The following is a 25,073-nucleotide window of genomic DNA, read 5'->3' as shown; positions in this document are numbered from 1 at the left end:
GAGCCGTTCGTGCGGCTGTCGGTATTCGACTCGATCCTCAAGTACAACCCTGAGCTGACCGCCGACGACCTGACCGACATCGACAAGGCCCGCGCCATCCTGTTCAGCGCCGTCGGCACCGCCGGGCAGCGCTGCACCACGCTGCGTCGGTTGATCGCGCATGAGTCGGTCAAGGAAGAAATCGTCACCCGCCTCAAGGCCGCCTATTCCAAGGTGCGCATCGGCCACCCGCTGGAAGGCAACCTGATCGGCCCGCTGATCGACAAGCACGGCTTCGACAGCATGCAGGACGCCCTGGAGCAAGCCCTGAGCGAAGGCGGCAAGGTGTTCGGCGGCAAGCGCCAGTTGGAAGACAAATTCCCGAATGCCTACTACGTGTCGCCGGCGATTGTGGAAATGCCGGAGCAAAGCGACGTGGTCTGCACTGAAACCTTCGCGCCGATCCTGTACGTGGTTGGCTACAGCGACTTCGCCGAAGCCCTGCGCCTGAACAACGCCGTGCCGCAAGGCCTGTCGTCGTGCATCTTCACCACCGATGTGCGCGAAGCCGAGCAGTTCATGTCGGCGGTGGGCAGCGACTGCGGCATTGCCAACGTCAATATCGGCCCGAGCGGCGCGGAAATCGGCGGCGCGTTTGGCGGTGAGAAAGAAACGGGCGGCGGGCGTGAGTCGGGTTCGGATGCGTGGCGCGGGTATATGCGTCGCCAGACCAACACCGTGAACTACTCGCTGGAACTGCCGCTGGCCCAGGGCATTACCTTCGACTGATTTTCTTGAGTCGAAGTGAGGTCAACATGTGGGAGGGGGCTTGCCCCCGATGGCGGTGTGTCAGTCAACAGATGTAAAGCTGATCCACTGCCATCAGGAGCAAGCCCCCTCCCACATGCGACCTCATTTGCAGTTCGGAATAGATGTTTGTTAGGTCTCATCGGAGTCTGGCAATGGCACTGCGCGAAACGTGTTTGTGGGAACAACTCACCCCTGGCCGGCCGGATCGCGCCGCGCTCAAGGGTGAAGTGAAGGTGGATGTGTGCGTGATCGGCGCCGGGATTACCGGTTTGTCGGCGGCCATTCACTTGCTGGAACAGGGTAAAACTGTCGCCGTGCTCGAAGCCCATCGCACCGGCCATGGCGGGTCGGGGCGCAATGTCGGGCTGGTCAACGCCGGGCTGTGGATTCCCCCGGACGAGATCGAAGCCGGTTTCGGCGAGGCGGTGGGCCGCCAGCTCAACCGCATGCTGGGCGCGGCGCCGTCGCTGGTGTTCAGCCTGGTCGACAAATACAACATCGATTGCCAATTGCGCCGCGAGGGCACTTTGCACATGGCGCACAACGCCCGGGGCGAGGCGGATTTGCGCAGTCGTGAAGAACAATGGCAGCGCCGTGGCGCGCCGGTTGAATTGCTCACCGGCACGGCCTGCGAGCAAGCCACCGGAACTAAAAAAATCGCCGCCGCATTGCTGGATAGACGTGCCGGCACCTTGAACCCAATGGCCTACACCAGTGGCCTGGCCAACGCGGCCGTGGGGTTGGGCGGGCAGCTTTTCGACCATTCCCCGGTCACGCGGCTGGAACGCCAAGGTGCGAATTGGTCGGTGCAGACCGCGAACGGTGCGGTGCAGGCTGCACAAGTGGTGATCGCCTCCAATGCCTACACCGAAGGCGAATGGACCGAGCTGCGGCGCAATTTCTTCCCTGGCTATTACTACCAGGTCGCCTCCGCGCCGCTGACCGACGACGCGGCCAAACAAATCCTCCCCGGCGGCCAAGGGTCATGGGACACGCGCCAGGTGCTCAGCAGCATCCGCCGCGATGCCGATGGCCGCCTGTTGCTCGGCAGCCTGGGCAACGGCAACCAGAAACCGGCGTGGTTCCTCAAGGCGTGGGCCGATCGGGTGCAGCAGCACTACTTTCCGTACCTCAAATCGGTGCAGTGGGAATGCACCTGGACCGGCTGCATCGCGTTCACGCCGGACCATCTGATGCGCTTGTTCGAACCCGCGCCTGGCTTGGTGGCCGTGACCGGCTACAACGGCCGCGGCGTGACCACCGGCAGCGTGGTCGGCAAGGCCTTTGCCGACTACTTGTGTCACCAGAATCCCCAGGCGTTGCCGATTCCGTTTGCGCCGATGCAACCGCTGGCCGGGGTGGGCCTGCGCAGTTGCCTGTATGAAGCCGGATTTTCGCTGTATCACGCCGGCCAATGCTTGCGGATCGTGATCTGATCAGCGAAATAGCCTTCAGAAGCCGGCATGTTCTTCGCCGACGACTAATCTGTATTGGTGCAAGTTGTAGCAATCACGCACTGTAAATGTGCAGTTCCGTTACGTGAATGGTTACAGCTGTAGGAAGTGTCGTTTAGCGGTCTGGTTGCAGGTGCGACCCATGGAGGTTGTACTTTTTTGATCCATGGGTTGCACCTATTGAAGTTAGAGGGTTGCACGTACTGGCGAGCGGAGCCGAAACGCCTGCAATAACAATGACACCGTGTCTTTTTGAAGAATAAAAACGTAATGGCACGCGGCTTGCTCTGGGCTTTCACTGAAAGTTTTAGTTGAAGGTTTGCAGTGAATACGTAGTGCCAATAAACAAAAACCTCGGAGCACCACTCATGTCCCAGACGTTTTACAAGAAAGGTTTTCTGGCCCTCGCCGTTGCAGCGGCGCTGGGTGTTTCTACGTTTGTTCAAGCTGATGTGAAGATTGGCGTGGCGGGGCCGATGACGGGCGCCAACGCCGCTTTCGGTGAGCAGTACATGAAGGGCGCCCAGGCGGCAGCCGATGCCATCAACAAGGCCGGCGGCATCAACGGCGAGCAGATCAAGCTGGTTGCCGGCGACGATGCCTGTGAACCCAAGCAGGCTGTGGCTGTGGCCAACCGCCTGGCGGACCAGGACAAAGTGATCGGCGTGGTCGGGCACTTCTGCTCGTCCAACACCATCCCGGCGTCCGAGGTCTACGACGAAGCCGGCATCATCGCAATCACCCCGGGCTCCACCAACCCACAGGTCACCGAACGCGGCCTGGGCGCCATGTTCCGTATGTGTGGGCGTGACGACCAGCAAGGCATCGTGGCCGGCGACTACATCGTCGACGTGCTCAAGGGCAAGAAAGTCGCGGTCATCAACGACAAGGACACCTACGGCAAAGGCCTGGCCGACGCCACCGCTGCCCAGTTGACCAAGCGCGGCGTGAAACCGGTGCTGGAAGAAGGCCTGACCCGTGGCGAGAAAGACTTCAGCGCCCTGGTCACCAAAATCCGCTCCCTGGGCGCCGACGTCGTGTACTTCGGCGGCCTGCACCCGGAAGCCGGTCCTCTGGTTCGCCAGATTCGTGAAGCGGGCCTCAAGGACGTGAAATTCATGTCCGACGACGGCATCGTGACCGACGAACTGGTGGCGACCGCCGGTGGTGCGCAGTATGTCGACGGCGTGTACATGACCTTCGGCGCCGACCCGCGCCTGCTGCCGGACAGCAAGGCGGTGGTTGAAGAGTTCCGCAAAAATGGCACCGAGCCAGAAGGCTACACCCTGTATGCCTACGCGTCGGTCCAGGCCCTGGCCGCCGGCTTCAACGGTGCCAAGTCCAACAAGGGTGAAGAAGCCGCCAAGTGGCTCAAGGCTCACCCGGTAAAAACCGTGATGGGTGAAAAAACCTGGGATGCCAAGGGCGACCTGAAAATCTCCGACTACGTGGTTTACCAGTGGGACAAAGACGGCAAATACCGCCAGTTGGAAAAGCAGAAGTAAGGCTGAGTGCCACAGACCTAATGTGGGAGGGGGCTTGCCCCCGATGACGGTGTATCAGCCACCCGATGTATAGCTGACCCTCCGCAATCGGGGGCATGCCCCCTCTCACATTGGGACAGTGTTGTTATTGAGATCTGTCTTTTCCTCCAGAAGGACCGCACACCTAGCGGTGTGCAGGTTCTCACCGCGTGAGATTGCGTTATGGATGGTATTTTCCTGCAGCAACTGGTCAACGGCCTGACCCTCGGGTCGGTCTATGGCCTGATCGCCATCGGCTACACAATGGTCTATGGCATCATTGGCATGATCAACTTCGCCCATGGCGAGGTTTATATGATTTCCGCTTACCTCGCGGCGATCAGTCTGGCACTGCTGGCTTACTTCGGCATCGAATCCTTCCCGCTGCTCATTCTCGGCACCCTGATCTTCACCGTGGTCGTCACCGGCGTTTACGGTTGGGTCATCGAACGGGTTGCCTACAAACCGCTGCGTAACTCCACCCGACTGGCACCGCTGATCAGCGCCATCGGTATCTCCCTGATCCTGCAGAACTACGCGCAGATCGCCCAGGGTGCCAAGCAACAAGGCATCCCGACCCTGCTGGCTGGCGCCTGGCGCGTCGATATCGGCAGCGGGTTCGTCCAGTTGACGTACACCAAGGTCTTCATCCTGGTCGCGGCCTTCGCCGGCATGGCCTTGCTGACCTACATCATCAAGTACACCAAGCTCGGCCGCATGTGCCGCGCTACCCAGCAAGACCGCAAGATGGCTTCGATCCTCGGCATCAACACCGACCGCGTGATCTCCTACGTGTTTGTCATCGGTGCCGCCATGGCGGCCCTGGCTGGCGTGTTGATCACCCTCAACTACGGCACGTTCGACTTCTACGCCGGCTTCATCATCGGCATCAAGGCCTTCACCGCAGCGGTACTCGGCGGCATCGGTTCCCTGCCTGGGGCCATGCTGGGCGGGATCATCCTCGGTATTTCGGAGTCGCTGTTCTCGGGGTTGATCAACTCTGACTACAAAGATGTGTTCAGTTTCTCCCTGCTGGTGGTGATTCTGATTTTCCGTCCCCAGGGCCTGCTTGGTCGCCCACTCGTGGCGAAGGTGTAAACATGTCTGCTGCCAAATCGATTGATATCAAAAAAAGTGTGGTCGATACGGTCCTCGCCGGGCTGATTGCGTTGATCGTGTTCGGTCCGATCGTCGGCGTGGTGCTCGACGGCTACAGCTTCAACCTGCAACCTGCGCGCGTGGCGATCCTGGTCGCCATCGTGATGGCCGGTCGCTTCGCCCTCAGCCTGTTCCTGCAAACGCCCAAGGGCGTGAAGATTCTGCAGGGCTTCGAGAGCAGCGGTTCCGGCGTGCATGTGCTGGCGCCGGACTATAAGTCGCGGCTGCGCTGGATCATCCCGGCGCTGATCGTGATCGCCATCGTGTTCCCGATCTTCGCCAACAAGTACCTGCTCACCGTGGTGATCCTCGGGCTGATCTACGTGTTGCTCGGCTTGGGCCTGAACATCGTGGTCGGCCTGGCCGGCTTGCTCGACCTGGGTTACGTGGCGTTCTACGCGATCGGTGCCTACGGCCTCGCGCTGGGGTATCAATACCTCGGCCTGGGTTTCTGGACGGTGCTGCCGCTGGCGGCCATCGCGGCGGCGCTGGCGGGGTGCATACTCGGCTTCCCGGTGTTGCGCATGCACGGCGACTACCTGGCAATCGTGACCCTGGGTTTTGGCGAAATCATCCGCCTGGTGCTGAACAACTGGCTGTCGTTCACCGGCGGGCCAAACGGTATGCCGGTGCCATCGCCGACCTTCCTCGGCCTGGAGTTCGGGCGTAAAGCGAAGGATGGCGGGATTCCGTTCCATGAGTTTTTCGGCCTCGATTACAACCCCAACATCAAGTTCATGTTCATCTACATCGTGCTGTTCCTGGTGGTGCTGGCCGTGCTGTACATCAAGCATCGCCTGACCCGCATGCCGGTCGGCCGCGCCTGGGAAGCCTTGCGCGAAGATGAAATTGCCTGTCGCTCCATGGGCCTGAACCACGTGCTTGTCAAGCTATCGGCCTTCACCATTGGTGCGTCCACCGCCGGTCTGGCCGGGGTGTTCTTTGCCAGCTACCAAGGCTTCGTCAACCCGTCGTCGTTCACCTTCTTCGAATCGGCGCTGATCCTGGCCATCGTGGTACTGGGCGGCATGGGCTCGACGGTCGGCGTGGTGATCGCGGCGTTCGTCTTGACCGTGGCGCCGGAACTGCTGCGCAGCTTCTCCGAGTACCGCGTGCTGCTGTTTGGCGTGTTGATGGTGGTGATGATGATCTGGCGACCGCGCGGCCTGATCCGGATCAGCCGCACCGGTGTGACCCCACGTAAAGGAGTGGCGCCATGAGCAAGGAAGTCGTCCTGTCCGTGGAACATCTGATGATGCACTTCGGTGGCATCAAGGCCTTGAGCGACGTGAGCCTCAAGGTCGAACGCAACTCGATCTTCGCCCTGATCGGCCCTAACGGCGCCGGCAAGACCACGGTGTTCAACTGCCTCACCGGCTTCTACAAAGCCAGTGGCGGCAAGATCGAACTCAACGTGCGCGGTCAGAAGACCAACGTGATCCAACTGCTCGGCGAACGCTTCGAGGCCGTCGATTTCGTTTCGCCGAAAAGTTTCTTCAGCCGTGTGTACTACAAGATGTTCGGCGGCACCCACCTGGTGAACCGCGCCGGCCTGGCGCGGACCTTCCAGAACATTCGCCTGTTCAAGGAAATGTCGGTGCTGGAAAACCTGCTGGTCGCCCAGCACATGTGGGTCAACCGCAACATGCTCGCGGGCATCCTCAATACCAAGGGCTACCGCAAGGCCGAAAGCGACGCGCTCGACCACGCGTTCTACTGGCTGGAAGTGGTCGACCTGGTGGACTGCGCCAATCGCCTGGCCGGCGAGCTCTCCTACGGCCAACAGCGCCGCCTGGAAATCGCCCGCGCCATGTGTACGCGGCCGCAGATCATCTGCCTCGACGAACCGGCAGCGGGCCTCAACCCCCAGGAAACCGAAGCCCTCAGCGCGATGATTCGCCTGCTGCGCGACGAACACGACCTCACGGTGGTGCTGATCGAACACGACATGGGCATGGTGATGAGTATTTCCGACCACATCGTGGTCCTCGACCACGGCAACGTGATTGCCGAGGGCGGGCCGGACGCGATCCGCAACGACCCGAAAGTGATTGCCGCCTACCTCGGCGCCGATGAGGAGGAGCTTGTATGAACGGGCCTATCCTCGAAATGAAGGACCTGGACGTGTTCTACGGGCCGATCCAGGCCCTGAAGAAAGTCTCGCTGCACATCAACGAAGGCGAAACCGTCAGCCTGATCGGCTCCAACGGCGCGGGTAAATCCACGCTGCTGATGTCGATCTTCGGCCAGCCACGGGCGGAGTCCGGGCAGATCATTTACAACGGCGTCGACATCACCCAAAAGTCGTCCCACTACATCGCGTCCAACGGCATCGCGCAGTCGCCGGAAGGTCGGCGGGTGTTCCCCGACATGACCGTCGAGGAAAACCTGCTGATGGGCACCATCCCCATCGGCGACAAGTTCGCTCAGGAAGACATGCAGCGCATGTTCGAGCTGTTCCCACGGCTCAAGGAGCGGCGTAACCAAAGGGCGATGACCATGTCCGGTGGCGAACAGCAAATGCTCGCCATCGCCCGCGCACTGATGAGCCGGCCCAAGTTGCTGCTGCTGGACGAACCGAGCCTGGGCCTGGCGCCGATTGTGGTGAAGCAGATCTTCGCGACCCTGCGCGAGCTGGCGGCCACCGGGATGACCATCTTCCTGGTGGAGCAGAACGCCAACCACGCGCTGCGTCTGTCAGACCGGGCGTATGTGATGGTCAACGGCGAGATTCGCCTGACAGGCACCGGTAAGGAGCTGCTGGTGAATGAGGAAGTGCGCAACGCCTACCTCGGTGGTCACTGACCTAGACAACGACGCATAAACCTTGTGGGAGGGGGCTTGCCCCCGATGGCGGTGTATCAGTCAGAACACCTGATACTGACCCACCGCCATCGGGGCAAGCCCCCTCCCACATTTGTTTTTTGTGTTGTCTACAGGCACCTCGCCAAATTGTGGAAAACAAATTTGGCCACCTCCCAAAGCGCGACATATAGCCGCCGCAAATCGCTGTTTTGTCACAGTTTTGACTTGTCCCCATCCGCTGTGGAACCGGCTGTGGGTAACGTGGGAGTAGCTGGCTGAAAGCCTTTGATTACGGGGCCTGCAGCGCTGAGGTTGTTTTTTGATCAGCGACTTTTTCACGACCTGCCGAGGGGTTTGTCAACCTGTTTAAAGACACAGGTATATGACCGGAATATGTCCGTCCAGCCTGTGGATAAGTCTGTGACTAAACTCTGGAAAGACTCCCGCAGAGGCCGGAATGACTGGCCTGGAGCCATCGTTCGGATTTTCCTGCCGGGCATGGGCCTACATACGGTCTTGTCCAGGTCAAGCAAAAAACTTTATAAAACTGGCTGAGAGCCTTGTACACAGCGGCTTTGGGCTTTTTGCACTTGCCCCCAAAGACTGTGGGCGCAGTTGTGGATAACCTGCGCGCATATGGCTGCAAGCCACGCCGCGTAAGGCTTTGCGTGAACTGATCAAAAACTGATCAGGCGTGCATGGCGTGATGTGTATAGCGGTTGCCGCGACGACGGCGTAAGGGCATTCTGCTGGCTGATTTTTTCCCCGATGCCCGCAAGGAGAACACCATGTCCAACACGCTGTTTATTACTGGCGCAACCTCAGGTTTCGGTGAAGCCTGCGCCCGTCGGTTTGCCGAAGCCGGCTGGAAACTGGTGCTCACCGGTCGTCGTGCCGAGCGTTTGAACGCGCTGGTCGAAGAGCTTTCCAAGCAGACCGAAGTACACGGCCTGGTGGTGGACGTGCGTGACCGCCAAGGCATGGAAGCGGCGATTGCCAACCTGCCGCCATCGTTCGCTACGCTGCGTGGGCTGATCAACAACGCCGGCCTGGCCGTGGGCACCGACCCCGCGCCCAAGTGCAGCCTCGACGACTGGGAAACCATGGTCGATACCAACATCAAGGGCCTGCTGACCACCACCAGCCTCCTGCTGCCACGCCTGATCGCTCATGGCCGCGGTGCGGGGATCATCAACCTGGGCTCCATCGCCGGCAGCTACCCCTACCCGGGCAGCCACGTGTATGGCGGCTCCAAAGCGTTCGTGAAGCAATTCTCGCTGAACCTGCGCTGCGACCTGCAAGGCACCGGCGTGCGTGTGACCAACATCGAGCCGGGCCTGTGCGAAAGCGAATTCTCCCTGGTGCGCTTCGGCGGCGACCAGGCGCGCTACGACGCCACCTACGCTGGCGCCGAGCCGATCCAGCCGCAGGACATCGCCGACACCATCTTCTGGGTGCTGAACACCCCGGCGCACGTCAACATCAACCGCCTGGAGCTGATGCCGGTGAGCCAGACCTGGGCCGGGTTTGCGATTGAGCGTGGGGCCAAGTAAGGGGTTAGACCGAGTCGCCTGCATCGGGGGCAAGCCCCCTCCCACATTTGAATGGGTTCACACATCAAAATCTGTGAACCCAATCCAGTGTGGGAAGGGGCTTGCCCCCGATGAGGCCCAGAAGGTCAACCGAGAACCTTGACCAACCCCTGATAACAAGTCGCCAGATGATACGGCGTGGTCGACGGCATATCCCGTCGGCTCACGCTGCCCTGGGCATCCAGGCATTCATGCCAGCCCTTGGCATGCAGGAAGCGCTGCTGCAACGCGAGCAACTGGCGCTGCAGCACGGCTTCGCTGCCCGCGCGCAAGGTCAATGCGCGCAGGTATTCCGCCTGGGCCCAGATGCGTTGGGTGCCGTCGCGCACGCTGCCGTCCAGGGCGAGCATGCCGCTGACCGCGCCGGTCTGGTTATCCACACCCTTTTGCTCGGCATAGGCAAAAGCCCGCGTCAGCGAAGCATGCAGCGGTGTGCCGCGCAGCACGTCTGAAGACTCGAGCAAGAAGAACCATTCGAACTGGTGCCCCGGCTCAAACCAGTTATCCACAGCACCCAGCGGTTTTTCCATCATCACGCCATGCTGGGGCTCGATGAAACGCTGCTGCATGGCCGTCGCCAAGGCCAGTAATGCGCTTTGCACCTCGGCGTCTGCACGCACCGCCAGGGTGGCGAGGAAGCCTTCAGCCAGGTGCATCAACGGGTTTTGCAATGGGCCGGACTTGAGCGACGACCAGTTACGCTCCAGCACCGCCTCGTACAGGCCATCGCCGCTGGCGAAGCGTTGGGCGACCACTTCCAGCGCCGCATTCAGCACCGACTCCACCAGCGGTTCGCGCACTTTGGCCCAGTAATGGGCGCAGGCGAAGATGATGAAGGCGTGGGTGTAGAGATCCTTGCGCTTGTCCAGCGGCTGGCCGGCGGGGTCGATGCTGTAGAACCAGCCGCCGTGCTCGGCGTCGTGGAAATGCCGTTGCAGCGAGCGGAATCTTGGGCCTGTGCGGTGCTGCCAATCAGCAACAGAGCGAAGCTGATGATGATGCGATACGGCATGAGCCTGGTCCCAATACAAAGCCAAAATATAAAACCCCGCGGATTCTACCGGCCCAACCCCCACACCAACATGAACGATATTCATGCAAAACCTGCACATGCTCCAAATCCACACAGGTTTGCTATGATCCACGCCCTCCGTAATGCCTGACCAGAGTAGTCCCATGTCCGATCGTAGCGCTCGTCTGCAAGCCCTCCACCAAGCCCTCAAGGAACGCATCCTGATCCTCGACGGCGGCATGGGCACGATGATCCAGAGCTATAAACTGGAAGAACAGGACTACCGTGGCAAACGTTTTGCCGACTGGCCGAGCGACGTCAAGGGCAACAACGACCTGTTGCTGCTCAGCCGCCCGGACGTCATCGCCTCCATCGAGAAGGCGTACCTGGATGCCGGCGCCGACATCCTCGAAACCAACACGTTCAATGCCACCCAAGTGTCCCAGGCCGATTACGGCATGGAGTCGCTCGCCTACGAGCTGAACGTAGAGGGCGCGCGGGTCGCGCGTAAGGTGGCCGACGCCAAGACTCTGGAGACCCCGGACAAACCGCGTTTCGTCGCCGGCGTGCTCGGCCCGACCAGCCGTACCTGCTCGCTGTCGCCGGATGTGAACAACCCCGGCTACCGCAACGTGACCTTCGATGAACTGGTGGAGAACTACACCGAGGCCACCAAGGGCCTGATCGAAGGCGGTGCGGACATGATTCTCATCGAAACCATTTTCGACACCCTCAACGCCAAGGCAGCGATCTTTGCCGTGCAGGGCGTGTTCGAAGAACTGGGTTTCGAACTGCCGATCATGATCTCCGGCACCATCACCGATGCCTCCGGCCGTACCCTGTCGGGCCAGACCACCGAAGCGTTCTGGAACTCGGTCAGCCACGCCAAGCCGATTTCCGTGGGCCTCAACTGCGCCCTGGGCGCCAGCGAGTTGCGTCCGTACCTCGAAGAGCTGTCGAACAAAGCCAACACTTATGTGTCCGCGCACCCCAACGCCGGCCTGCCCAACGAATTCGGCGAGTACGACGAATTGCCGGCGCAAACCGCCAAAGTCATCGAGGAATTCGCCCAGAGCGGTTTCCTGAACATTGTCGGCGGCTGCTGCGGCACCACGCCGGGGCATATCGAAGCCATCGCTAACGCCGTGGCCGGTTACGCGCCGCGCCAGATCCCGGACATCCCCAAGGCCTGCCGCTTGTCGGGCCTGGAGCCGTTCACCATCGATCGCCAGTCGCTGTTCGTCAACGTCGGCGAACGTACCAACATCACCGGCTCCGCGCGTTTCGCCCGGCTGATCCGCGAAGACAATTACACCGAAGCCCTTGAAGTCGCCCTGCAGCAGGTGGAAGCCGGCGCCCAGGTGATCGACATCAACATGGACGAAGGCATGCTCGATTCGAAGAAGGCCATGGTGACCTTCCTCAATCTGATTGCCGGCGAGCCGGACATCTCCCGCGTGCCGATCATGATCGACTCCTCCAAGTGGGAAGTGATCGAGGCCGGCCTCAAGTGCATCCAGGGCAAGGGCATCGTCAACTCCATCAGCATGAAGGAAGGCGTCGAGCAGTTCATTCATCACGCCAAGCTGTGCAAACGCTACGGTGCTGCCGTGGTGGTGATGGCCTTCGACGAAGCCGGCCAGGCCGACACCGAAACGCGCAAGAAAGAGATCTGCAAACGCTCCTACGACATCCTGGTCAATGAAGTCGGCTTCCCGCCGGAAGACATCATCTTCGACCCGAACATCTTCGCGGTCGCCACCGGTATCGAAGAGCACAACAACTACGCGGTCGACTTCATCAACGCCTGCGCCTATATCCGCGACGAGCTGCCGTATGCACTGACGTCGGGTGGCGTGTCCAACGTGTCGTTCTCGTTCCGCGGCAACAACCCGGTGCGCGAGGCGATCCACTCGGTGTTCCTGCTGTATGCGATCCGCAACGGCCTGACCATGGGCATCGTCAACGCCGGCCAGTTGGAGATCTACGACCAGATCCCGACCGAACTGCGCGATGCAGTGGAAGACGTGGTGCTCAACCGCACCCCGGAAGGTACCGACGCCCTGCTCGCCATCGCCGACAAGTACAAGGGCGACGGCAGCGTCAAAGAAGCCGAAACCGAGGAATGGCGCGGCTGGCCAGTCAACAAGCGCCTGGAACACGCGCTGGTCAAAGGCATCACCACGCACATTGTTGAAGACACCGAAGAATCCCGGCAGTCGTTCGCGCGCCCGATCGAAGTGATCGAAGGCCCGCTGATGTCCGGCATGAACATCGTCGGCGACCTGTTTGGCGCCGGCAAAATGTTCCTGCCCCAGGTGGTCAAGTCTGCACGCGTCATGAAACAGGCCGTGGCCCACTTGATCCCGTTCATCGAGCTGGAGAAAGGCGACAAGCCGGAAGCCAAGGGCAAGATCCTCATGGCCACAGTGAAGGGCGACGTGCATGACATCGGCAAGAACATCGTCGGCGTGGTGCTGGGGTGCAACGGCTATGACATCGTCGATCTGGGCGTGATGGTGCCGGCGGAGAAGATCCTGCAGGTGGCCAAGGAACAGAAGTGCGACATCATCGGGCTGTCCGGCCTGATCACGCCGTCCCTGGACGAGATGGTCCACGTCGCCCGCGAAATGCAGCGCCAGGACTTCCACCTGCCGCTGATGATCGGCGGCGCCACCACCTCCAAGGCGCACACGGCGGTGAAGATCGAGCCCAAGTACAGCAACGATGCCGTGATCTATGTGACCGACGCCTCGCGCGCGGTGGGCGTGGCCACGCAACTGCTGTCCAAGGAGTTGAAGGCCGGTTTCGTCGAGAAAACCCGCCTGGAATACATCGAAGTCCGCGAGCGCACCTCGAACCGCAGCGCGCGCACCGAACGCCTGAGCTACCCGGCAGCGATCGCCAAGAAGCCGCAATTCGACTGGAGCACTTACACGCCGGTCACGCCGACCTTTACCGGCGCCAAGGTGCTGGACAACATCGACCTCAAGGTGCTGGCCGAATACATCGACTGGACCCCGTTCTTCATCTCCTGGGACCTGGCCGGCAAGTTCCCGCGCATCCTCACCGATGAAGTGGTGGGTGAAGCCGCCACGGCGCTGTATGCCGATGCCCAGGAAATGCTCGCCAAGCTGATCGACGAGAAGCTGATCAGCGCTCGCGCGGTGTTTGGCTTCTGGCCGGCCAACCAGGTGAAGGACGACGACCTGGAAGTCTACGGCGAAGACGGCAAGCCCCTGGCAACCTTGCACCACCTGCGCCAGCAGATCATCAAGACCGACGGCAAGCCGAACTTCTCCCTGGCCGATTTTGTCGCGCCTAAAGACAGCGGCATCACCGACTACGTGGGTGGTTTTATCACCACCGCCGGCATCGGCGCCGAGGAAGTGGCCAAGGCTTACCAGGACGCGGGCGACGACTACAACTCGATCATGGTCAAGGCCCTGGCCGACCGCCTGGCCGAAGCCTGCGCCGAATGGTTGCACCAGCAGGTGCGCAAAAACTATTGGGGTTATGCCAAGGACGAGCAACTGGATAACGAGGCGCTGATCAAAGAGCAGTACAGCGGCATCCGCCCTGCCCCCGGCTACCCGGCGTGCCCCGACCACACCGAGAAAGGCACCTTGTTCCAACTGCTGGACCCTGAGGCCCGCGAGATGCAGGCCGGTCGCAGCGGCGTGTTCCTCACCGAACACTACGCAATGTTCCCGGCGGCAGCGGTCAGCGGTTGGTACTTCGCCCACCCGCAGGCGCAATACTTCGCCGTGGGCAAGGTCGACAAAGACCAGGTGGCGAGCTACACCGCGCGTAAAGGCCAGGATCTGGCCGTGACCGAGCGCTGGTTGGCACCGAACCTGGGTTACGACAACTAAGCGCGCGCAGATTGTCTATGCTTGCCTCACACACCTTGTGTCGAGGCACGTATGGACGATCCAGCCAACAACAAGCCGCCTACCCTGTGGCAGATGCTACACAGCGTCGTCGCCGCCGCCTTTGGCGTACAGAGCGGCAAGAACCGCGCCCGCGACTTCACCCATGGCAAGCCCAGCCACTTTGTGGTTCTGGGCATTCTGTTCACGGCGGTGTTTGCCTTGACCCTGTTCGGCATCGTCAAGCTGGTGTTGCTGCTGGCCGGGGTTTAGCGCATCAGCAGTTGCATGCTGAAGGGATAGCGATAGGACGCGGGCTTGCCCACGGCGGACAGTGCACGAAAATTCACCGTCGGTGTGGGCCCCAACAATCGCCGCGCCTGAGCGGCATCGATCAGCTGGAATAGCGCCTCACGGCGGTCGCGCCCGCCATGGGCGCCAATGTCCACGCCCTTGGCATCATCATGGATCAGTACCATGGCCCACCCACCCACGGTGAAATGCCCGGCGACCAAGGACGACAACCGGCCGCTTAGACGCTCGCGCAAGATCTCCGGCGAGCTGTTGACCGCACTGAACAGCGCGTCCTTGCCGGGCAACCGCCCGCTGTCCTGGAACGCCTGCATAGCACCCAGCGCCATCTGATCGTTGGCCGACCACACCAGTGCCGTCTGCGGATAGCGCTTGAACAACTGCGTCGCTTGCTCGAAGGCGCGCTCGCGGCTCCACTCGCCATAGACCAACTGACGCAGGCGCACCTCGGGATGTTCGGCCAGCGCTCGGTGCATGCCTTGTTCTCGCAAGAGGGCAACGGGGGTGGTCTTGATGCCGGAAAATGCCAACAGGTCGAGGGATTCGCCGGGTGCAACTCGACCGCGCTGGCGCAACATGTCCTTGAGCATCAGGTAGCCAGCCTGTTCGTCGTCGGCTACCAGACTGCCAATCAAATTGATGCCATCGTGGGCCCCGAACAATCGCACTTGGTCGGCGGTCAGCGCATTGTTCACCATCAGCAATTTGACCCCACTGCCCTGGGCCATGCGCAGAATCTGCGGTGCAACATACTGCTCATTCACCAGTACCAGGTAATCGGGCCGCTCGCTGCTTTGCAGCACCTCTCGGGCCTGTTCCAGCGTGTTGCGGGGATCGCGCTCGCCATAGCGCACACGCAAATCCAGGCCGAGGTCCTTGGCTGCGGCCTGCATGAATTGCGTATAGCTGACCCAAAAGGTTTCCGTTGACATGCCCGGGTTGAGAAACACCACCGACGCCGCCTGGACCACTCCGCAAAACGCCGGCCCCAGCAACCACACGCATGTAAACAAAACCTTCAACATTATTATTTAAGCCTTGAACATTGGCCGCCATGATACTGGCAATCAGACAGTCATTCGAGGCTCAGTCAACGCTCTTTATTGGTGGCCGACCCAGAACACCGCAGTCCCTACCACGAGAATGATCAGGAATAGAATGGCCCAGGCGTCCACAGTACTGTCGGGTTTACGGGCTTTTGTCGAATTGCTCATCGCATCGCCTCTTGTCAGTTTTATAGGTGATTGCATTAAGACTCGCCCACAGTAAAGTCGATGATTGCCCGCATGACAAATGTGGGTATGCTAAAAATCGTACCCATTAGTCGATTTGGTTCTTTGCATATACTCAAACATCACTTTTGCGCATAAACGCAAACTGGTATCGTGCCCCGGCTCCGTTGGGAGTGCGCGGCCGTGCGCGCAGATTTGCCGAGAACAGGACCTATATGTACGTATACGACGAATACGATCAGCGCATCATCGAGGACCGCGTCAAGCAGTTCCGTGATCAGACCCGACGCTACCTAGCAGGTGAACTGAGCGAAGAAGAGTTCCGCCCTCTGCGCCTGCAAAATGGCCTTTATGTGCAGCGCTTTGCGCCGATGCTGCGGGTGGCCGTGCCTTATGGCCAACTGACGTCGCGCCAGACGCGCATGATGGCCAAGATTGCCCGTGACTTCGACAAGGGCTACGCCCACATCAGTACCCGCCAGAACGTACAGTTCAACTGGCCGGCGCTGGAAGATGTGCCGGACATCCTGGCTGAACTGGCCACCGTGCAGATGCACGCCATTCAGACCAGCGGTAACTGCCTGCGCAACGTGACCACTGACCAGTTCGCCGGGGTTGCCGCCGACGAGCTGATCGACCCGCGCCCCTGGTGTGAAATCGTCCGCCAATGGACCACGTTCCACCCCGAATTCGCTTACCTGCCGCGCAAGTTCAAGATCGCCATCAATGGCTCGACGTCGGACCGTGCGGCTATCGAAGTGCATGACATAGGCCTGGAGCCGGTCCACAACGCCGCTGGCGAGCTGGGCTTCCGTGTACTGGTGGGTGGCGGCCTGGGTCGTACCCCGGTAGTCGGCGCGTTTATCAACGAGTTCCTGCCGTGGCAGGACCTGCTGAGCTACCTCGACGCGATCCTGCGGGTCTACAACCGCTACGGCCGTCGCGACAACAAGTACAAGGCCCGGATCAAGATTCTGGTCAAAGCGCTGACCCCTGAGGTGTTCGCCCAGAAAGTCGACGCCGAGATGGAACATCTGCGCGGCGGCCAGACCACCCTGACCGAAGCCGAAGTCCACCGTGTGGCCAAGCACTTCGTCGACCCCGAGTACAAGGCCCTGAGCAATCAGGACGCCGAACTCGCCGCGCTCGACCAGCAGCACGCAGGCTTCGCCCGCTGGCGTACACGCAACACCCTGGCGCACAAAAAGCCGGGCTATATCGCCGTGACCCTGTCGCTCAAGCCTACCGGTGTCGCCCCTGGCGATATCACCGACAAGCAGCTGGACGCCGTGGCCGACCTGGCCGAGCGCTACAGCTTCGGTCAACTGCGCACCTCCCACGAGCAGAACATCATTCTCGCGGACGTTGAGCAGAGCCAACTGTTCACCCTGTGGGGCGAACTGCGCGAAGGTGGTTTCGCCACGCCGAACATCGGCCTGCTGACCGACATCATCTGCTGCCCGGGCGGCGACTTCTGCTCCCTGGCCAACGCCAAGTCGATCCCGATTGCCGAATCGATCCAGCGCCGTTTTGACGACCTGGACTACCTGTTCGACATCGGCGAGCTGGACCTGAATATTTCCGGCTGCATGAACGCCTGTGGTCACCACCACGTCGGCCACATCGGCATCCTGGGCGTGGACAAGAAAGGCGAAGAATTCTACCAAGTGTCCCTGGGTGGCAGCGCCAGCCGCGATGCGAGCCTGGGCAAGATTCTCGGCCCATCCTTCGCCCAGGAAGCCATGCCCGAGGTGATCGGCAAACTGATCGATGTGTACATCGAGCAGCGCACCGAAGATGAGCGTTTCATCGACACCTACCAGCGCATCGGCATTGACCTGTTCAAGGAGCGCGTCTATGCAGCGAATCATTAAGAACAACGAAGTCGTCGACGAAACCTGGCACCTGCTGCCCAAGGACGCGACCTTCGACGGCATCTCCAACTGCGACGACCTGATCGTGCCGTTGGCCCTGTGGCGCGAGCACGGCCATGCGCTCAAGGCCCGCGACGGCGGCCTGGGTGTGTGGTTGGACGCCGATGAAGAAGCCGAAGAGATCGGTGACGACGTGGCTCACTTCCAGGTCATCGCCCTGAACTTCCCGGCCTTCACCGACGGGCGCAACTACTCCAACGCGCGCCTGCTGCGTGACCGCTATGGTTACAAGGGCGAATTGCGCGCGATTGGCGACGTGCTGCGCGACCAGCTGTTCTACCTGCACCGCTGCGGGTTCGATGCCTTCGCCTTGCGCGCCGACAAAGACCCGTATGAAGCGCTGGAGAGCCTCAAGGACTTCTCCGTGACGTACCAGGCTGCAACGGACGAACCGCTGCCGCTGTTCCGTCGACGTTAAGCGTTAACGCAGTGAAAAGCCCTGGCATGCCAGGGCTAATGAGATGGTCACCCCCAACACCCTGTGAGGGCTACGCTTTCACAGGGTGTTTTGTTTTCGGAGGCCATCATCATGAGCGAGTCAGCGCTGATCGGTATCGATCTCGGCAAACATACTTTCCACCTGCACGGCCAGGATAAGTCGGGCCGCGAGGTCTTTCGCAAAAAATGCTCACGGGCGCAGATGATGCGGTTTTTCGGCAATGTGCCGAGCTGTGTCGTGGTGATGGAGGCCTGCGCAGGGTCGCATTTTGTCGCTCGCCAACTGATGGCGATGGGGCATACGGCCAAGCTGGTCTCTCCGCAGTTTGTTCGCCCCTTCGTCAAGGACAACAAAAACGACTTTGTCGACGTTAAGGCGATTTGCGAAGCCGATTCTCGTCCATCCATACGCTTCGTTACGCCTAAAACCGAATCTCAGCAAACCCTGTCTGTGCTGCATCGGATGCGCGAATCATTGGTGCATGACCGAACCAAAACGGCTAATCAGATGCCCGGTTTCCTGCTGGAGCTTGGCATCAACCAGCCCAAAGGATCGGCCATCATGAAGCGTTTGGCGAGCGTCTTGGCCGAGCATGAATTACCCGTTCGTCTGACGGTATTGTTACAACGCCTACACGATCACTTCGTCTACCTGGATGAGCAAATCAAAGCGCTGGATAAAGAACTGGCGGATCGACGACATTCGAATATCGTGGCCTGTGCCTTGGCTAACAAACTGGCGCGTATCGCTTGGGCGATAGCCGCTCACCATACGCAATATGAAGCAGGGCCAGACGCCTTGAGCGCCTGATCCTGCGGTTGTTGCAGTACCACGATTCACCCTTCAGGTTTTGCGATAGCTGAACAACAGATGATGTGAACGGCACGCCGGCCTGGCGAAGATACTGACTGTGTATTCCAGTGGTTGTGAGCCACTTATTCCAGTGATAGTGAACCACCGCACTGGTGGTTATGAACCGCCAAAATTCTGCCTACTTGTAACGGTTCGCGCTTGAAAAATATGCGACTCGCATTCATCGACTTTCTGACACGCTAAGTACATCAGTGCTGCTTTGTGGCAATTGCGTCAGGGAGTAGTTTCCAGTGTGATCGCCATGAAATATTTTGCATGACTAGGCTCCCATCTTTGGGAAATGTCCTATTTACTCTCGATCTTTATGTGTGCAGCCTTTGGCGCATCGTTTGAGCGTCTGCCCGCCGACGCGAGAACCTCGACTGGACTGATCCGCGATAATTAATCGAGGGAATATGGATATGACGATGCCCAATCAATGGCAAGAACAGATCGAACATGTTTGCGCCCACATTGGCATAAGCCAGATTGACCTACTGCTCGACCAAGCAGGATGGGGCCACCGTGCTGTGCCTGCCTTGGAGATGCTAACGCCAGAAGTCCCCTGGTTCTCGTTGTTCACCGGCACGCCAGAGCAAAACCTGTTGGATCAGGCCCCTCTGTTGATGCGTCTAGACTTGACGCAGTGGCAACATAAGGCCTGGCTGAACCAGTTGGTGGAGCATGCCACCGATGGTCGCCTAATGGTGGTGATCTCGTCATTGCCCTTCGAAGTTTTGAGTAAAACCCTGCAAGGGTTTTCGCAATTGGCTTGGGGTGGACAAACCGGTTTGTTACGGTATTACGACTCACGCATCTTTCCCCTGCTGATGTCCTCGATCCTCACCGATCAGCAGCGCGCCGAGTTTCTGCAAGCCGTTGCTTATTGGGGCTGGCTTGATCGGGATAACCAGCCGCAGTGGTTACAAGGCACGAGGCTTACACATCAGAGCAATATCCAAGTCACTCCCTTCGTGGAAATTAACGATCAACAATTTGACCTGCTTGGTTGTATCAGCGATGCACAGCAACTGTTAAATGGCAAAAACTTTGATTTCCTGGATGAGAGCCGAGAGCGGCGTTTCGCGTTGATTCACTCACTTATTGTGCAAGCGGGCCAGGAAAATTATTTCGGCGATTTGACCGAGTATGTGAAACACAACTTAAGCGGAACCAAGTTGCCTGGATAGCCACTTTGCACAAGTGGCTTGAATGATTTACGCGATCAAGGTAATCAGCAAGGAAGTTACTAGCAATGCAATCGACAATAAAAAAAACAATACAAAAAGTCTCGTTTTACTTGTTGGGATTCGCGTTATCTGGGTGTTCTTCAGCGAACAATGAAATGGCTGGGGGAAACCTGCAAGCCATCAACCATACCATGCACGGTATTAACTGGATGTCGGTCGATGGTTACCGAGCGGACGGTGGTGGTGGAAGCTCGTGTTGCATCATCATGCCCGTCAAATGGCGTCCTGGCTTAAAGGCCCAGATTGAATGGGAGGTCGATCCCGAGCCATTTGGGCCCACACCGCCTTTAGGAACAGACGAGTTCAGAGCTTTTATGGTTAAACATAAAGCCAACTATCAGCGCCACAACACCACCGTGGATATTCCAGAGTGGCCTGGAACGGAACGATGTGGCTTGAAGGTACACTTTTTGGTTTGTAACCAGATCAAGGTTACGAGCTCATGTTGGGCATTTAACTCAGAGCATTATCCGATTAAAGAACCCTCGCAAATGAAGGAGCCAGCTGTATGTCCGAAGTGAACAATAATTCAAAAGACAAAGCTTGGGGGCCGCCAGTTTTTCCTGCTGCGGGGCGTTTTCCGACGAAAACTTCGGATGTGACAGATAACTACAATAAGCAAATTGCTGAGCAAAATCGGTTTCAACAAAACCGTGACGATCAAGGGCGTCGCACGCAGCGTTTTACCTGTTGTCATAGCCTGCATATCAGTCTGTTTTTCGATGGAACCAACAATAACGAAAAGAGCGACACCCAGGATGGTCATCCCACTAATATAGCCAAGCTTTTTCATGCCTCTCTAAGAGGCAAAGACGCGATGGGGCAGGGTTATTTTTCGTATTACATGCCCGGTGTCGGCACGCCATTCCCCGAAGTTGGCGAACTGGATTACAGCGATAGCGGGCTGCAATATGCCACTGGGGGGGAAGACCGGATCAACTGGGCCTTGGTACAGGTGGCCAGCGCGTTATCTTATGCTCTGAACAATAAAAACGGAATTGATGACATTGTCGCCAAGACCAAGGTCGAGGCCATGAGCACCTGGAAGGCACCGCTGATGAGTGCCCTGGGTGAAGGCAATCGACGCCGAATCATGAAAGAGCTGCTGACCCCTTTACAAGCTCGCAAGGACAAGACCCAACCTAAAGTGCTGGCGGTCAAACTGTACGTGTACGGTTTCTCTCGGGGAGCGGCAGAGGCTCGCACTTTTGTTACCTGGTTGAGTCAGTTGTTCGACACCCCAGAAGGGGACGAACTGCCAAAACAGGAACTGTTGGGCTTGCCTGTCAGCGTTGAGTTTCTTGGCGTGCTGGACACGGTGGCCTCGGTGGGTATTGCCCATGTAGCCCCATTCTTTGCTGGGCATATGGACTGGGCCGATAACACCCAGTTGCTACCGGATGCGCAGCGGTTCCCGGAACTGGTCAAGTGTTGCCGGCATTTTGTCGCGGGCTTCGAGCAACGCTCATGCTTTCCGTTGGATTCGATTCGTAACGAAAACGGCCAGTATCCGGCCAATACCTACGAAGTGGTGTACCCCGGTGTGCACTCGGATGTGGGCGGCGGCTACCCGAAAAATGACCAGGGCAAAGCTCGTAAAGGTACTCATGAGTTGGTGTCGCAGATTGTCTTGCACGACTTGTATGCCGTTGCTTTTGCAGCGGGTGCCCCTCTGCAAGTGCCAGAAGAGGTACTGCCGGACACGTTTAATAATAGCTCGGAGAAGTTGTGGCGAAAGTTGGGGCGAGATACAAGAGAGGAGTTCGATATGAGCCCCCATGTAGTGGATCGCTTCAACGCCTGGCGCCTCAAAACCCTACCAGGTATTGCGGCTGACGAATCCGTCGAGGACTCGGCCTATAAGCCGCTGCGTTTGAACACCACCGTAGAAGACACCCTGGCCGACCAACTGGGCTGGATCACCGGTTGGCGTATTGGTCGTTACGTCAATGATCCTCAAGGTTGTAACGACAGCTATAAGCGCCAGCCTTTTTTCACCCAAGCCAAAGAGGCGACGCCCTATCAGGAAACTACTGAACGCGAACAGTATAAAAAAGACGAGGCTGATGCCGTGAAAATGCGGCGGGATAACCCTCAGTATCCCGGCCCACGGATCTATGAGCCGCAGATTGATCAGACCCAACTCAGCCAAGCTGCCGAGGAATTCAAGTCTGACTACACCGGCCAGAAGCGTGAGCAATCCAGTTGGCAAGGCACGGTGACCGACGTGGTGTTACGCGATGCGATCTATTTACTTAACGAGAATGACGAGTCCAAGGACCATGACGCCCTCAAGACGGCAGGTGATCTGCGCAGTAAGCAACTGTTCCGTGATGCTCAAGGCACGTCCAGTGCAGACCCTGAGATGGCCCTACTGGTGGCGTTGTTCGATGACCAGATACACGACTCGCGGGCCTGGTTCATGCACGACAAGTTGAAATCGAGGGAGTTGTGGGCCGGTTATTTCTTTTACCGCATGACCTATTTCGGCAATGACAATAGCCGTGATCTGTCCCCAGTCGTAGTGGCCGGTCGCATATTGGGCGTGGCGATGATTGCCGGGGCTACGGTGTATGGCATCAAGCGCCGTGGTGTATTAGGTGGTGTTGGCGGACTGGCGGCGGGCATTGGGGCGGCGACCATCGGCTACCAGGTGATCGATAAGGCCACTGGCCTAGTGGTACCGTTCTTGCCTGGCGCGGAACAACTCCTGCAACCAAGCAGCCATGTGGGTCAGATCGCGTCGGAGCAGAAGCATCAGATTGAACTGGATGACTTTGCCCGACGCATGGAACGAACCACAGCCATGTTGCGCAAGACGGGCAGCTTGTTCGAACACGGATAGTGTCGTTTAAGACGCGAAAAAAAATAAATCATTCTGGTCGATTACCCTACAAACCTCAGTTCCAACTTCAACTGACGGTTTTGATAATCGACCTGCACCTTCTCGCTTCCCACCCCATTCCGCCCGCAACTGTTCTCGGCTACACAGCCAGCCTTCCGCCCGTACCAACATTGGCCAGAGCCGTTGAGGGTGTTCCACCAGATGCTGATTGATCAAACGACAGACGCTATTGGTCTGTAAGCGCTCCATAAACCCCACATTCAAAGCCGTCACCTGATCTTCGATGCTGTGCTCCCGATTCCTTTCCGGAGCCAGCACCTCATGATGCGACCCGACGCAAAAGTCGAAAATCTATGGTCACCCCCTTTTTTGCAATGCTTATCAGTGATGGTTAGTTGGCTTGCCTAAATCTATCCGGCGTCTGGTTTTTATACATTGATTTTGATCGACGCCAGCACCTGTTTCTGCCCCATGGAACACGGCACACCTTCCGGCTGCGCCCGCACCGCCTCGATCACGCCCAGCAGCTGCGCCTTGCTGTGCGCCAGTTGCGCCTGCATCCCTTCGATCTGCCGCACCTTACGCTCCAACGCCTCAATCAGTTCCTCGCGCTTGTGCTCCCCTGGGGTCGGCATCAATGCCTTGAGTTCCTGCAAGGTAAACCCGGCCTGTTGCGCGCTCTGGATCAGTTGCAGGGTTTGCAGCGCTTCGGGTGCATAACGCCGATAGCCGTTGGCCTGCCTCCCCACCTGGCTGATCAACCCTTCGGCTTCATAAAAGCGAATACGCGACGCCGCCAGCCCGCTCTGTTTTGCCAGTTCGCCAATATTCATCGTCACGCCTGCTTGACATTAAAGTTAACTTTAATCTTAGCCTGAGGCCTCACCCGCTCAGGAGTCAACCATGTCACCTTTCGACCCCCTGCAACTGCCCAACGGCCAAGTCCTTGCCAACCGTATCGCCAAGGCCGCGATGGAGGAAAACATGGCGGACGCCCAACAAGCGCCGTCCCGTGAATTGAAGCAGCTATACCAAGCCTGGGCGGATGGCGAGCCTGGCTTGCTGCTAACGGGCAACGTGATGGTCGACCGCCGCGCGATGACCGGCCCCGGCGGCGTGGCCCTTGAAGACGAGCAGCAGCTCGACAGCTTTCGCGAATGGGCGGCCATCGGGCGAAACAAGGGCGGGCACTTCTGGGTGCAGCTCAATCATCCGGGGCGCCAGACGCCGGCCAACCTGCGCCAGCAAGCCTTGGCGCCCTCCGCCGTAGCCCTCGACCTGGGTGGTTTTTCGAAAATGTTCGCCAAGCCCAAGGCTATGTCCGAAGACCAGATCCAGAACGTGATCACACGCTTTGCCACCAGCGCGCGCCTGGCCGAGAAAGCGGGGTTTAGCGGCGTGCAGATCCACGGCGCGCATGGCTACTTGCTAAGCCAATTTCTCTCGCCCCTGAGCAACCGGCGCACCGATCACTGGGGCGGCGCTCTGCAAAACCGCGCGCGCTTGCTGCTTGAAGTGATCAAGGCCGTTCGCGCCAGTGTCAGCCCCTCATTTTGCGTGGGGGTGAAACTCAACTCGGCAGACTTCCAGCGCGGCGGCTTCGACGCAGACGATGCGCGCGCCGTGGTCGAGTTGTTGAATCCGCTACCCATCGACCTGCTGGAGCTGTCCGGCGGTAGCTACGAAGCACCGGCCATGCAAGGCGAAGCCCGGGACGGGCGGACCCTGGCCCGCGAAGCGTATTTCCTGGAAATGGCCCGCGAACTGGCGACCATCGCCAAAATGCCCGTGATGGTGACCGGTGGCATTCGTCGCCTGCCGGTGGTGCAGCAAGTCCTCGACAGCGGCATCGCCATGGCCGGCATTGCCACCGCCCTGACCCTGGAACCGCAACTGATCAAACACTGGCGCGAAGGGCGCGACCTCAACCCGCAACTGAAACCGATCAGTTGGCAGCGCAAGCCTCTCGCCGCCCTCGCCACCCTGGCCGTGGTGCGTGACCAG

Annotated in this window: 19 protein-coding genes and 1 pseudogene; 17 read left to right on the top strand and 3 right to left on the bottom strand. The window is 59.2% G+C overall.

Annotated features, from left to right (window positions below; all coding sequences use genetic code 11):
* The 8 genes from L9Z73_RS06735 to L9Z73_RS06700 form a co-directional block, all read left to right on the top strand.
* A partial coding sequence (locus tag L9Z73_RS06735) for an aldehyde dehydrogenase family protein (protein ID WP_247397739.1) occupies positions 1 to 768 on the top strand: 768 nt, incomplete at its 5' end.
* 173 nt (positions 769 to 941) lie between these two features.
* On the top strand, positions 942 to 2,225 hold the full coding sequence (gene amaA / locus L9Z73_RS06730) for an L-pipecolate oxidase (protein WP_247397738.1): 1,284 nt from the start codon (positions 942 to 944) through the stop codon (positions 2,223 to 2,225).
* Between the two features lie 386 nt (positions 2,226 to 2,611).
* Positions 2,612 to 3,748 (top strand): branched-chain amino acid ABC transporter substrate-binding protein, encoded by a 1,137-nt coding sequence (locus tag L9Z73_RS06725; RefSeq protein WP_247397737.1) that lies wholly within the window; start codon positions 2,612 to 2,614, stop codon positions 3,746 to 3,748.
* Positions 3,749 to 3,949: 201 nt separating this feature from the next.
* Positions 3,950 to 4,864 carry an ABC transporter permease subunit gene (locus L9Z73_RS06720; protein WP_003236186.1) on the top strand — a complete coding sequence of 305 codons (915 nt, stop codon included), beginning with the start codon at positions 3,950 to 3,952 and terminating at the stop codon, positions 4,862 to 4,864.
* Between the two features lie 2 nt (positions 4,865 to 4,866).
* Positions 4,867 to 6,144: a high-affinity branched-chain amino acid ABC transporter permease LivM gene (gene livM / locus L9Z73_RS06715; RefSeq protein WP_247397736.1), complete on the top strand. Its 1,278-nt coding sequence runs from the start codon at positions 4,867 to 4,869 to the stop codon at positions 6,142 to 6,144.
* Positions 6,141 to 7,016, top strand: a complete 876-nt coding sequence (locus tag L9Z73_RS06710) for an ABC transporter ATP-binding protein (protein ID WP_247397735.1) — start codon at positions 6,141 to 6,143, stop codon at positions 7,014 to 7,016. The genes livM and L9Z73_RS06710 overlap by 4 nt, the downstream gene beginning before the upstream one ends.
* On the top strand, positions 7,013 to 7,729 hold the full coding sequence (locus tag L9Z73_RS06705) for an ABC transporter ATP-binding protein (protein WP_247397733.1): 717 nt from the start codon (positions 7,013 to 7,015) through the stop codon (positions 7,727 to 7,729). The genes L9Z73_RS06710 and L9Z73_RS06705 overlap by 4 nt, the downstream gene beginning before the upstream one ends.
* A gap of 788 nt (positions 7,730 to 8,517) precedes the next feature.
* A complete protein-coding gene (locus tag L9Z73_RS06700) occupies positions 8,518 to 9,282 on the top strand; it encodes an SDR family oxidoreductase (RefSeq protein ID WP_247397732.1) in 765 nt (254 codons plus the stop codon).
* 125 nt (positions 9,283 to 9,407) lie between these two features.
* Here the strand turns inward: L9Z73_RS06700 and L9Z73_RS06695 are convergent.
* Positions 9,408 to 10,283: pseudogene (locus tag L9Z73_RS06695) on the bottom strand (AGE family epimerase/isomerase); the annotation flags it as partial.
* Between the two features lie 214 nt (positions 10,284 to 10,497).
* Between L9Z73_RS06695 and metH the strand changes: the two are divergent.
* A complete protein-coding gene (gene metH / locus L9Z73_RS06690; RefSeq protein ID WP_247397727.1) occupies positions 10,498 to 14,208 on the top strand; it encodes a methionine synthase in 3,711 nt (1,236 codons plus the stop codon).
* Positions 14,209 to 14,259: 51 nt separating this feature from the next.
* Positions 14,260 to 14,478, top strand: coding sequence for a DUF2970 domain-containing protein (locus L9Z73_RS06685; protein ID WP_247397725.1), 219 nt, complete (start codon positions 14,260 to 14,262; stop codon positions 14,476 to 14,478).
* Here L9Z73_RS06685 and L9Z73_RS06680 read toward each other — a convergent pair.
* On the bottom strand, positions 14,475 to 15,542 hold the full coding sequence (locus tag L9Z73_RS06680; protein WP_247397722.1) for an ABC transporter substrate-binding protein: 1,068 nt from the start codon (positions 15,540 to 15,542) through the stop codon (positions 14,475 to 14,477). The two genes, L9Z73_RS06685 and L9Z73_RS06680, sit on opposite strands and share 4 nt — an antisense overlap.
* A 422-nt stretch (positions 15,543 to 15,964) precedes the next feature.
* Here L9Z73_RS06680 and L9Z73_RS06675 point away from each other — a divergent pair, with 422 nt between their 5' ends.
* From L9Z73_RS06675 to L9Z73_RS06650, 6 genes are all read left to right on the top strand, one after another.
* Positions 15,965 to 17,623, top strand: a complete 1,659-nt coding sequence (locus L9Z73_RS06675) for a nitrite/sulfite reductase (protein ID WP_247397718.1) — start codon at positions 15,965 to 15,967, stop codon at positions 17,621 to 17,623.
* The gene (locus L9Z73_RS06670) at positions 17,607 to 18,101 is read left to right on the top strand and encodes a DUF934 domain-containing protein (protein WP_247397716.1); all 495 of its coding nucleotides are present in this window, start codon (positions 17,607 to 17,609) and stop codon (positions 18,099 to 18,101) included. The genes L9Z73_RS06675 and L9Z73_RS06670 overlap by 17 nt, the downstream gene beginning before the upstream one ends.
* A gap of 111 nt (positions 18,102 to 18,212) precedes the next feature.
* The gene (locus tag L9Z73_RS06665) at positions 18,213 to 18,932 is read left to right on the top strand and encodes an IS110 family transposase (protein ID WP_247397713.1); all 720 of its coding nucleotides are present in this window, start codon (positions 18,213 to 18,215) and stop codon (positions 18,930 to 18,932) included.
* A 464-nt stretch (positions 18,933 to 19,396) separates the two neighbouring features.
* On the top strand, positions 19,397 to 20,164 hold the full coding sequence (locus tag L9Z73_RS06660; protein WP_247397711.1) for a DUF4123 domain-containing protein: 768 nt from the start codon (positions 19,397 to 19,399) through the stop codon (positions 20,162 to 20,164).
* A gap of 65 nt (positions 20,165 to 20,229) precedes the next feature.
* On the top strand, positions 20,230 to 20,745 hold the full coding sequence (locus L9Z73_RS06655; protein WP_247397709.1) for a DUF3304 domain-containing protein: 516 nt from the start codon (positions 20,230 to 20,232) through the stop codon (positions 20,743 to 20,745).
* On the top strand, positions 20,733 to 23,069 hold the full coding sequence (locus L9Z73_RS06650; protein ID WP_247397707.1) for a T6SS phospholipase effector Tle1-like catalytic domain-containing protein: 2,337 nt from the start codon (positions 20,733 to 20,735) through the stop codon (positions 23,067 to 23,069). The genes L9Z73_RS06655 and L9Z73_RS06650 overlap by 13 nt, the downstream gene beginning before the upstream one ends.
* Positions 23,070 to 23,497: 428 nt before the next feature.
* Here the strand turns inward: L9Z73_RS06650 and L9Z73_RS06645 are convergent, their stop codons facing one another.
* Positions 23,498 to 23,902, bottom strand: coding sequence for a MerR family transcriptional regulator (locus L9Z73_RS06645; protein WP_247397705.1), 405 nt, complete (start codon positions 23,900 to 23,902; stop codon positions 23,498 to 23,500).
* Positions 23,903 to 23,972: 70 nt separating this feature from the next.
* Between L9Z73_RS06645 and L9Z73_RS06640 the strand changes: the two genes are divergently transcribed.
* A partial coding sequence (locus L9Z73_RS06640; RefSeq protein ID WP_247397703.1) for an NADH:flavin oxidoreductase/NADH oxidase family protein occupies positions 23,973 to 25,073 on the top strand: 1,101 nt, incomplete at its 3' end.

Source organism: Pseudomonas emilianonis, from assembly GCF_023072625.1.
GTDB classification, from domain to species: domain Bacteria; phylum Pseudomonadota; class Gammaproteobacteria; order Pseudomonadales; family Pseudomonadaceae; genus Aquipseudomonas; species Aquipseudomonas paraveronii.
Note: the sequence above shows the minus strand (reverse complement) of the source record. Positions and strands in the feature narration are given on the sequence as shown.